Below are 11460 nucleotides of genomic sequence, written 5' to 3' on the forward strand. Positions count from 1 at the left end.
TAATCCAATCGTTTTTGTTGAGTTCGAAGCGTTGTATTCGAATAAAAATATATCATCTGGATTGGTAACTTCTACATCAGCTTCATTTATTTCCAGATCATCAATCCAATATTCCCAACCCCCTACATCAGAGATAAACATTACAACAGGACTAGAGACATTTGCATAAGGTTTAATCAAGACAGAATATTCCTTAACTTCTGTGTCCAGCTCTACTGCGGTACTTGGTGAAATAATTTCCCAAGGCGACCCTGCATATCTTAAAACTACCCTTAGGTTACCTTTTTTGTTACTTTTTGCTTTAAATTTAACTACATAATTTTTATCCTCAGAGACACTTCCAATTCTAACCAAAGCTGATGAATAGCCTGGGCTTTTTACCTTAATAGAGCCTCCGCTTATTCCATTGGAATCCCAAGATTGGGTACATTCATTACAGTTAAAGTCAGAGATATTAGAGTCGAAAAAAATGTTATCATACAACCAGCTGCCTAAAAATTTAACAAAATTAAATTGTATTATTTCATTCAAGGCTAAGATTGATGAAGAGATGTCTTTCTTGAAAGTTTCTTTCCATTCTTGTATGTTTTGAATTTTGATTTGTTTTTTATCGTCTTTATAATAGGTGAGATAAATACTGTGATTATCACCTAATGGTCGAGCAAAATAATTGTTGTTAAATGTTCCAAAACTATTGATGTCATCCTTGTAAGAATTGATGCGGTAAGAGTATTGATCTGCAAGTTTTGAGAAAAAGATGTTATCGGTAATATCGACATTTCTTGTGTCTGCACCTCTTTGACTGTTTCCTATTAATGCTTGAATAGTAGAGTTATAAAAAGTATTTTCTTTGATAGCGATGTTGAATGTGTTAGAGGCTTTAATTCCAGAATAATCGGTATTTGCAATGGTGTTTTTGGTTACGATTACACCGTTTACATTATCATCTAGGAAAATTCCACTTCCTTGTGGCGAATAGGTTGGGGAATCATGGTGTGGAGTCCCATTATTAGTTGCTTTTCCATCAACAATTATATTCCCTTCTATCACCCTATTGGTGAAAGTAGTAATGCTGCTTCCACCAAAAGTGTAAATTCCACCACAATCATTTTTTAACTGGCAAAATTTCTGGATTAAATTATTTTTAACGGTAATGTTGTTTCCAACAAAATGAATACCGTTAAACCCTATTTGGTTGATTACATTATTTTCAACCAATACATTTTTTCCTGAAACAAAAATGCCATTTCCATTATTGTCCTGGTTTTGTCCTCCTCCCGGAAAAGGGAAGGTATTTTCAATATGGTTGTTTTGGATTACGGTATTTTCATTACCATACCTTAAGTTCAACCCTGTATTTAATGAATGTTTTACTTTTGTATTAGTTATTTTTAAGCCATCTATATTTAAAGAAGTTATTCCATTTTCGCCGGAGAATTCTACCTCTGAATTATTGATGACTACATCACTTCCTTCTCCTACATATATGGCATCATTGTTGGCCCCTTTAAAATGAATGCTCTGGATCGAAATATGATCTACGTTATATGACTTTACTAGCAGATTCTCTAAGGTGCTTACATAAACCTCATAGTTATTAGGGTTATAACCTCCAAAGTATACATTTAGTTTACGGTGGCTATTGTAATACCACTCTCCAAATTGATCCAATGTTGATAAGTGATTTTGAATAAAAAAACCATAACCATTAGTGGGTTCGTATGCACCAGAACCAGAGTAGTGAATGGTATTTCCTGAGTTGGACTTTATGGTGTGTCTATCTAAAATCCATTGATTTTTTCTAATTACTATTTCCCCATTCGTGAAATTTGGGGCACCGGATAATTCATTACTATTTATCGTAGTGTTTCCTGAAGAAGATGAAACTGATAGGTAGCCTCCATTTTTAGCATCTCTATTGGGGTATCTCCCCTTTTCCTGAATTTTGTCATCTATTATCACAATGTTGGTTGTAAAATTAGGAAAGGAATTTGTGCTCTCAAATTTACCATTTCCTATGGACTTCCAACCAGTTACTTTTTCAAAAGACGTGATTATTGGTTTTTCCCCTGAACCATATGCATCTATTTTTATGGGGTTTCCTGGAGATCCTCCTTTACTTATTTTTATGGTTCCATAAAAAATATCTCCTCTTTTAAAATAAATCGCATCACCAGGCTCTAAACTGCTGAAAATGGCATTTAATTTGTTGATAGATTTCCATGGGGTTTCGGGGTTTTGTGCCTCCGATTTACTTCTTGAGTCATTACCAATTTCAGTTGAAAAATAATAATCTGTTGCAGTAGCCTTTATACTTAGTAGAAGTAAGCTAAAACAAAAGGCAAATCTTAGTAAAGGTTTGTTCATTGAAACTTGTATTTAGTCGGTGGTTGGTTAATATTTTAAGCAACTAAGGTTTGATATATCTACACTAATGCCCATAATCTTTTGATTAGGACAAAATATTGTACTAGTGAAGTTTTAAAACAGGCCACTTCATCTCAAATCGACTCCCTACTAGCTAAATTTTTTAACTCGCACTTGATTAATACCATCGCTTGGGTAATTAAAGATATGCGACGGTATAGATGTGCTATGAAATTTCGTACCAAAATTTCATATCGTATTTCATTTTAGTCGGTCAGTATTATAAATAGTTGGAATAGTTGGCTGGGAAATACTGATAATTAATTTTGCATATAAATTTAAGCATATAATACTAATAAAAATGCATTTAATATGCAAAGAGTTGGTTTATATTTTTTTATTTTTTTTCTCTTGCTATATCTTTTTGGTCTTTAGATATTTAGCTTTATGTGGGTTGAACCCACAATCTGGTTATTTCTGCAACAAGTTTATAAATTTATTTTCAAAAGAATAAATTATTTATTAAAAATTACTGTGAAGTTTTAAGATTATTTGAGATGTATAGGTGATTTGTTTTAATTTTCGTAAAAAAACCAATTTATTTACTTAATAATGCAATTCAGAAAAATTTTTTTTAAATCGAAAAAGTAATGACAGTCGGCATTACCGTTATAAATACAGTGTTTTTATTCTTAATGCTAAAAACACCCCATGCACAGGGTGGGACATGGGGTGTTATCTAATTAAAAGGAACTAAGAATCAATCCGTCTATTCCTAGCATAATGCTATTGTATGGGTGTGGATTAATTTTTTATCGGTAGCTTGAATTTGCTTAATCATTTAAGCTTTCAGTTTCCTGATCTTTTGCATCAATTGAAGCGTTTTCGATTTTTAAGTTTTGACCATTTTCGTTCCTCAAGTACAAGGTACGTGTAGGGAAAGCAATAGAAATACCCATGTTTTGGAATTTGTCAAATATTTCGAAATTGATCTGCTGTTGGATATCCATATAAGTGTTGTATGCAGCGTCTTCTATATAGTAAACAACTTCAAAATTAAGGCTTGAATCTCCAAACTCCTTGAAATGTGCCCGGTCGAAAGTAATGGGTTGTTGATGGTTTACGATCTCCTTTAAAATTCCGGGTATTCTTTTTAGGTCCTCATTGTTTGTTTCGTAACTTACCCCAACTCCAAAGAGGATCCTCCTCCGTTGCATTTTCTTGTAATTGTGAATTCTTGAGCTTGTCAAGTCGCTATTTGCGATGACTAGTTGTTCGCCGGAGAGGGTTTTTACTCGTGTGGTTTTTATACCTATTTTTTCTACAACCCCATTTTTATCATCTATAACGATGAAATCTCCTATTTCTATAGGTCTGTCAAAAAATATCACAAAATAATTGAACAAGTCACCTAGGATGTTTTGGGCAGCAAGGGCTACAGCTATACCGCCAATACCCATACCCGTCACAATGGCTGTTACATCGTACCCTAAATTATCAAACAAAAATAATATACCTAAGCCCCAAATCAATACATTGATAATAAGTATAATACCTCCGATTTGTTTTACTTTTTCTTCTCCGTTTTCTTGTTCTCTTACCCAGGTTTTTAATAACAAGATCAATACGCTAGAAACAAGTCTTACAATATAATAAGCAAGAATGACCTTGTGTGCGTTGGCAAGGATCGTTCTAAACCCATCAGAAATAGTCAGTGTTCTTATACCAAAAAATACTATAGAGATGTATAATGCAGGAATTACAAACTTCTCGATTGCCTCAACCAAGTAATCATCAAAATTTGTTGATGTTTTTTCGGTTAGGGATTTAATTTTTTGAAGTAAAGTTTTCTTAAAAATCCGGACGATTAAAATGCCAATGACAATGATCCCCATTGCTATTAAATAATCTTTCGTCGTGTTGTTCCAGAATTCGAATTCGAGGTATTCTTCTAACATATTAGGATTAGTTTTAAAGTTTAAATCAAAAGAATTTTGGGTTCTTGCAATGATTTTATTAGCTGCCGGATTTGGGTTGATATTGTTTGTTTTAGGAAAAAGCCTAAAGTTAAATTGGCTTCAATTTGAAATTCCTTTTGTTAAAGCCTTATCCTGTCAAATAGTTGCTTTCCAAATTAGAAGTTACAGTTAGCACCTGACGTTAATTTTTTTTACACAATCGATTTTCTGGATAAAACTTAACAAGTAATTAAAACTATACTCAGAAAACCATTAAAACAAAAGGAGGCACAATAAATGTGCCTCCTTTATTGATTTAAGAAGAAATCTTAATTAAGCAGGGCTTACCGCCTCAGTTTTTTTAGAATTTTTTTGCCAGAAGAAGAAAATGGTAAACAAAACAATTAGAATAATTGGGAAATAGGCCATATTTTGAAGTGTTGCTTGACCGGCTGCAAGGTTTAATGCCTCTCCTGTCAAACCTGCTTCAGAATTTTTAGCGACGGCCTCGTCTATCCAGTTACCTATAATGGGTTGGAAAATACCTGAAGAAAACATTCCCACAGCTCCAATAATTGACATTCCTAAAGCACTACTCAAGGGTACCCGTTGAGCAACTGCTCCTACCATAACTGGCCAGAAATAGCAATATCCAAGTGCATAAAATATAGCAGCCACATAAGCCATAGGGCCTGTAACAATACTAAATAAGTAAATGCCAATTGTGGCGAATATGGCGCCTCCAAGTAATACACCTGTTTGACCTAATTTTGCTACTACTGGGCCAGCAAAGAATCTTAAAACTGTTACTAAGCCTGCTGTTAGAGCCAAAATAATCATTGGGTCGGCACCACTACTTCCCAAAATCACCTCTACCCATTGGCCTGGACCGAACTCTGTAATCGCAGTTAACGCCATGCAAACGATTAAAAATAGATAAACTGGACCAAACATGGCCTTAAAATTTTCTTTTAAAGAAGTAGCACCTTCAACGGTTGGCTTAGGAAAACTTTTCCCATAAAATAAAATAGCGTAGGTAATTGCAGGAATCATAATGATCCACATTTGTGCTTGCCATCCTAAGTTAAGAATAGTCATTCCTTTGGATACTAAAGCTCCAATAACAATACCTCCAGGAAACCACATGTGAAACCTATTGAGCATTTTATTCATTTTTACTCCGGAATACATGTCTGCAATCATGGGGTTACATGCTGCTTCCGTACAGCCTGTTCCAAGCCCGATGCAAAGCATCGAAACCAGTAAGCCAACATATCCTCCAGCAAATACTGTAAGAACAACGCCTAGTGTGTGAGCCACAAAAGCGATTTTCATGATGTTTTTTGGACCTAAAGAATGATAAAATAATCCTCCCAATACCATGGAGATGGGAAATCCGAAAAACCACATTGAATTAATGTAACCAAGTTGTTCGCCAGTTAAACTGAATTCGTCCCCAAGTTGAGAAAGAATGCCTGCCCTTATAGAAAAAGACAATCCTGTGGTAATTAGTGCGAAACAGCTCCCGTTAAAGAGTGCACTTTTGTTAATGTTTTCGTTCATTGAATTTGGGTTTAGAAGTTTATATACTTTTTTATTCAGATGGTTGATCAATTTAATTGGACAATATATAAAAAAATTAAATTTACCTTTTGCCCTTTTATGTAAATTATCCTTAAAAATTTGGCAAATCCTCCTTCAATTGCCTGAATGTATGTGCTTTATAGGGATTTATGAATTTTTACTCCTGACCACTGTTGGTCTGCCTGCTTTAAATAATAGCCAAATAGGTATTGTTTCTACAGGTTTGATTTAATCCATTACGCTAATTATTAAATGTGCTTAAATAATAATTGAACGAAATTAATGTCTATTCAGTAATTTTTTATTAGATTTGAAATGATATCAAAATAATATTAAAATAATATGGAAAAGACAATCAAACCCCAATCTGGATACTTTATGGTATTCATAGCCTTCTGCCTCTTGGCATTTGTCGTTTTTACCATAGTTGGTAAAGTTGTGTTCCTACTTGTGCCTAGTGTATTGATTTTCGCACTTACTTTACCGGGTTTTTTTATAGTAGAACCCAACAAGGCCGTGGTGCTGCTTTTGTTCGGATCTTATAAAGGAACAGTAAAAGACGATGGATTCTTTTGGGTGATTCCCTTTATGAGCAAGAAAAAAATATCTCTAAGGGTTCGCAACTTTGAAAATAAGCCCTTAAAAGTTAATGATAAAATAGGTAACCCGGTAATGGTAGGCACCATTGTCGTTTGGCAGGTGGCAGACACCTTTAAAGCCTCATTTGATGTGGATGACTATGAGAATTTTGTGCACTTACAAGCCGATGCGGCCGTTCGAAAGATGGCAGGGACTTATCCTTACGATAATTTTGAAGATGCGCATGCAGAAATAACTCTTCGCTCCGGGGTGGAAGATGTAAATAAATCGCTTGAAGATGAGATCAGTGACCGCTTGCAGCATGCAGGAATAAAAGTCATTGAAGCTAGAATTTCACATTTGGCCTATTCATCTGAAATAGCTTCTGCCATGTTGCAAAGACAGCAAGCCACCGCAATTGTTGCTGCCAGGAGAATGATCGTGGACGGCGCAGTGGGGATGGTGGAGATGGCTTTGGAAGATTTGAAGATAAAAGGAATTATTGATTTTGAGGATGAGAAAAAAGCGGCAATGGTAAGTAACCTGATGGTAGTCCTTTGCTCGGATAAAAATGCCAGCCCTGTAGTGAATGTAGGTACTTTAAATCAATAAGTATGGTATATAATGAATCACAGGCCTTAAAAGATGCTTGGTTTATACCTGTATTTTTTGGCCTTCAGTTCTTAGGAACTGCTATTGCATTGGTTTATGGTGTTATTGAATCAGATGAATCGACAAGCAATATGGTACTAGCGATTATCTTGTTTGTTTCTTTTCTTGTAGTTTGGATGATTGTTAGTATGAAGCTTCAGATCAGGTTGGATCCTACTGCGCTTTCTTTCAAAAGCCCTCCATTCATTAATACTTGGAGAAAATACAAATGGGAAGAGGTGACGAATATCCAACAAATTAAGAGGGGATCGAATTGGAGAGGGAGAGGGTTAGGTATACAATATGATCTAAAAGGGGAGTGGAAATACCTTTTCAGTACATCTCATGTAGTGAGAGTATCACTGAAAGATAGTAGTTTTGTATGGAGTACCCGTAATCCGAAGAAAATTCTGGAGGCTTGGGAAGAATGGAGAAGTGAAAGGTAATATATATGGCACAAAAGAAACCTTTTGCCTTGCGAATAGATGAGCGGCTGATGAAAGCCATGGAAAAATGGGCTGCAGATGAGTTCAGAAGTACCAATGGACAACTGGAATGGCTGATTCATGATGCTTTAAAAAAAGCAGGCAGGTTACCAAAATCAAAAGATGAAAAAAAATAAATCAGATCGACAAACTTATCCTCCCTGTTATGGATATAGCTCAATAGAACTTAATTATTGATAGTAATAAGCCCAATATACAAGGGGGAAACAAAGAAATTTTGCTTAATTTGTTTGCTTAAATTTAAAACAAGTGATTACCTTAAAATATGGACAGTACTGAAAATAATCATATAGATCGATTAATTGGAAAATTGCTCGATCAATCAAATGAGGATCCAATGAAATATGGTGATCAGTTGGTACGGATAGGAGGAGAGGAAGTACAAGGAAAGTTGATCCATGTGCTTAAGTCAGGTGAAATGGATGTGGCTTTTTTGGCTACCAAGGTGCTTTCAAGGATGGAAAATAAACAAATAACTTTAGATGCCTTATTTGATGTGATTCACCGGCCGGCAAACCAACACCAAAATGGAGGTTTGGTCTCTCTGGTGGAAGAGTTTGATATCATTGATAAATTTGTTGATTTATTTAGGGTTTATCTTTTTGGGAACTTTAAATCGTCAACCTTAGCTAAGGTTCATTTGGATTATGCTGAGTTTGACATAACGCCGAGAACCCTTAAAAAGGCCAAAAAACATTATAATCATTTTCTCAACAATTCGTCTAAAGGAGACGATTTTGAATTAAAAAAAGCTGAAGCAGAGACAATTTTAGCAGAACTTAAAGACTTGCTTGATGAAGAGGAATAAAATTAAAAGTTAAATATATTTTAAACCCAAATTCAGTCCTAAACAGATATCTCCTGAATTTCTAATCGAAAGAATTAAAATGAACCCAATCAAGATCAGATTTTACATTTTTTCACTCTTATTATTATTTGGATACCATTCGTCTTTTGCCCAACAAAGCTGGAAAGAAATCACCTCAATTAAAGAATTATACAGGTCTTACCCATACTTGGGAGAAGGTACTTTTGATCATATTGATTTGGAGCGCAAAGGGCTGGAGAAAGTAAAGGCAGCGGTTTCAAAACAGAACTGGGTGATTGCAGCCAATGAATTGTTGGCTTACTATAAAGTATCCGAAAATGGAATGGGACTTCGGAAAACCCTACCTAATGCTTCGTCAAAAACAGTAGCAGCAGCGGATACCATTCTAAAAGACGTATTTACTATTCAGAGTGTAAAAGGTAAAGTTCCTTTACTGGAAAATGGACACCGGGATTGGTACTATAAGGGCCCAAATAATGACAGGGAATGGGCTTGGCTCTCAAATCGACACAGCCAACTTTCCAATGTGATGGGAGCTTATTTTCAAACAGGGAACCCGAAATATGCACAATACATGGACCTGTTTTTGAGAGATTTTATTCTTGCAAGCTTGCCTTACCCTGCAGAGAAGAAATCTGAATCAATTTGGAGAGGACTTGAAGTGGCTGCAAGAGTGAAAACGTGGACCAGGGTTTTCTATGGCATGATGGAAAGTGAATATATCTCACCGGCAACCCGATTTTTAATTTTGAGTAGTTTACCTGATCATGCCCATTACAATAGAAATTTTCATAGTGGCAACAATTGGTTGACGATGGAAATATCATCTTTGGCCACCGTTGTGGCCTATTTCCCGGAATACAAAGCTACCGATGAATGGATGGATTATGCGATTGCTACCATGACAGAAAGCATGCGGGGTCAGGTTTATCCTGATGGAGTCCAAACCGAATTGTCTTCTCATTACCATAACGTTTCCTTGAATAATTTTGAGCTGTTCAAAGACTTGTGTGATGAGGCGGGTCGTGAACTCCCTCAATATTTTACTCAGACCATAGAAAATATGTATGGTTATGTTGCAAAAGCAATAAGACCTGATGGGTATAGAATATTGAACAATGATGGTGATAGAGGAAGTGATCGAGCGTATATTTTAAAAGCTGCTAAAAAATACAATAAACCGGAATGGGCTTTTTTAGCTAGTAATGGGAGTGAGGGAACAAAGCCTGCTGACGGACCTTCTTACTTTATCCCTTGGGCAGGACAATTGATTTCCAGAAGTGGTTATGATGCCATGGCCCACTGGTCCTTTTTTGATATAGGCCCTTGGGGCAGTGGTCACCAACACAATGATAAACTGCACCTGTCTCTTTCAGCTTTCGGAAAGGATTTTCTTGTAGATGCAGGTAGATATGCTTATACCGGAGAGATAGCAAAGAAATTTAGACCTTATGCGTTAAGTAGCAAGGGCCATAATTTGGTTTTGATCGATGGGAAAGTTCAGGAGGATGGCCCACGTTTGGCAGACAAACCGGTGGATAGCAAGAGGGTTAAACTTACAGAAGACTTTGATTTTGCCTCTTCTTCCTTCGATGATTTCATTGATTTAGATGGGAAAGCAAGTCACAATAGAAGTCTCTTTTATGTTAGAGGGGCGTTTTGGGTAGTAGTAGATAGGATCCGAACTGAGCAGCCCAGGGAAATAAGTACCTTATGGCATTGGCATCCGGATGCAGATGTCAAACAAAACGGCAATATTACCGTGGGAAGTTATTCGGAAGGTAGCCTGGAAATTGTTCCAGTTGGGGATGTCGCATTTGATATTCAAATGATCATGGGGCAAGAAGAACCTGAAATTCAAGGTTGGTACAGCCCTGAATACAATTTATACGAACCAAATGTAGCCAGCATCTACAATAGTGAAATAAAGGATAACGACACGTTGGTGTGGTTGTTGATTCCCTCTCCGGGAAACGCCAGTAAGCATAAAAGCAACGCTAAAATTATAGGAGAAAGTCAAAATGCAATTGAACTTGAAGTGAGTCACAATGGACAAACTTATGAACTTTCTATCCCTTTTGAGGACAATAGGTTTGCCAAGTTTAATAAAAAATAAACCACTATTGGTTGTGTTTTCTATAAGGCTATTTCAGAAAGTCTAAAGAATAAATAAATAAAAAAAGAGGCAGGTTTCTGTGAAGAAACTTGCCTCTTTGATTATACCCTGGAGAATATTTCTTTTTCACAAGGTCAGTGTCTTACTGATCTTGGATCAAAGTCCTGTATAATTGAATGGTGTTATTTCCTTTAACTCCTTTTTAATTTCTTCAGACACATTGAGGTTATTGATAAATGTAGCTATTGAGTCTTCGGTAATTTTTTCATTGGTTCTGGTAAGTGCTTTCAGGGCCTCATATGGTTTAGGAAAAGCTTCTCTCCTAAGCACTGTTTGGATGGCCTCTGCCACTACAGCCCAGTTTTCATCCAAGTCTTTTTCTATGGCAACTTGGTTCAATTCCAATTTTTCTATGCCTTTATCCAGAGAAAGAAAAGCAATTTGCATATGTGCCAATGGAACACCTATTACCCGAAGAACAGTACTGTCTGTCAAATCTCTTTGGAGACGGCTGATGGGAAGTTTTGCCGCCAAATGCTCCAATAAAGCATTGGCTATCCCAAGGTTTCCTTCTGCATTTTCAAAATCTATAGGGTTGACCTTATGTGGCATAGCTGATGAACCCACCTCACCCGCTTTGATTTTTTGTTTGAAATAATTCATGGCCACATACTGCCAAATATCTTTACTGAAATCTAGTAAGATGGTGTTCAATCTTTTGAGGCCATCAAAATGAGCTGCAAAATGATCGTAATGTTCAATTTGGGTCGTTGGGTAACTTCTGCTTAGGCCTAGGTTTTTAGAGACCAGGTTGTTAGCGAAGGTGTTCCAGTCAATTTCCGGAAAAGCCACGTGATGGGCATTCATGTT

9 protein-coding genes are annotated in these 11460 nt (G+C 36.2%); 5 read left to right on the forward strand and 4 right to left on the reverse strand.

Annotated elements, in window-relative coordinates:
• From AAC037_RS09415 to AAC037_RS09425, 3 genes are all read right to left on the reverse strand, one after another.
• On the reverse strand, nt 1-2367 hold a 2367-nt coding region (locus tag AAC037_RS09415; protein WP_339902753.1), incomplete at its 3' end, for a right-handed parallel beta-helix repeat-containing protein.
• Nucleotides 2368-3200: 833 nt separating this feature from the next.
• Nucleotides 3201-4325, reverse strand: a complete 1125-nt coding sequence (locus AAC037_RS09420; protein ID WP_339902754.1) for a mechanosensitive ion channel family protein — start codon at nt 4323-4325, stop codon at nt 3201-3203.
• Nucleotides 4326-4658: 333 nt separating this feature from the next.
• Nucleotides 4659-5888 (reverse strand): MFS transporter, encoded by a 1230-nt coding sequence (locus AAC037_RS09425; protein ID WP_339902755.1) that lies wholly within the window; start codon nt 5886-5888, stop codon nt 4659-4661.
• 363 nt (nt 5889-6251) lie between these two features.
• Here AAC037_RS09425 and AAC037_RS09430 point away from each other — a divergent pair, with 363 nt between their 5' ends.
• From AAC037_RS09430 to AAC037_RS09450, 5 genes are all read left to right on the forward strand, one after another.
• Entirely contained in the window at nt 6252-7100 is an 849-nt protein-coding gene (locus AAC037_RS09430; RefSeq protein ID WP_339902756.1) for an SPFH domain-containing protein, read from the forward strand.
• A gap of 2 nt (nt 7101-7102) precedes the next feature.
• Nucleotides 7103-7585 carry a hypothetical protein gene (locus AAC037_RS09435; protein ID WP_303614709.1) on the forward strand — a complete coding sequence of 161 codons (483 nt, stop codon included), beginning with the start codon at nt 7103-7105 and terminating at the stop codon, nt 7583-7585.
• Between the two features lie 5 nt (nt 7586-7590).
• Nucleotides 7591-7761 (forward strand): Arc family DNA binding domain-containing protein, encoded by a 171-nt coding sequence (locus AAC037_RS09440; protein ID WP_339902757.1) that lies wholly within the window; start codon nt 7591-7593, stop codon nt 7759-7761.
• 149 nt (nt 7762-7910) lie between these two features.
• The gene (locus AAC037_RS09445; protein WP_339902758.1) at nt 7911-8453 is read left to right on the forward strand and encodes a HEAT repeat domain-containing protein; all 543 of its coding nucleotides are present in this window, start codon (nt 7911-7913) and stop codon (nt 8451-8453) included.
• Between the two features lie 79 nt (nt 8454-8532).
• Nucleotides 8533-10590 carry an alginate lyase family protein gene (locus tag AAC037_RS09450; RefSeq protein WP_339902759.1) on the forward strand — a complete coding sequence of 686 codons (2058 nt, stop codon included), beginning with the start codon at nt 8533-8535 and terminating at the stop codon, nt 10588-10590.
• A gap of 156 nt (nt 10591-10746) precedes the next feature.
• Here the strand turns inward: AAC037_RS09450 and AAC037_RS09455 are convergent.
• Nucleotides 10747-11460 (reverse strand): lyase family protein (locus AAC037_RS09455; protein WP_339902760.1); only part of this gene is annotated, 714 nt, incomplete at its 5' end.

Source organism: uncultured Cyclobacterium sp. (assembly GCF_963976465.1).
Taxonomy (GTDB): domain Bacteria; phylum Bacteroidota; class Bacteroidia; order Cytophagales; family Cyclobacteriaceae; genus Cyclobacterium.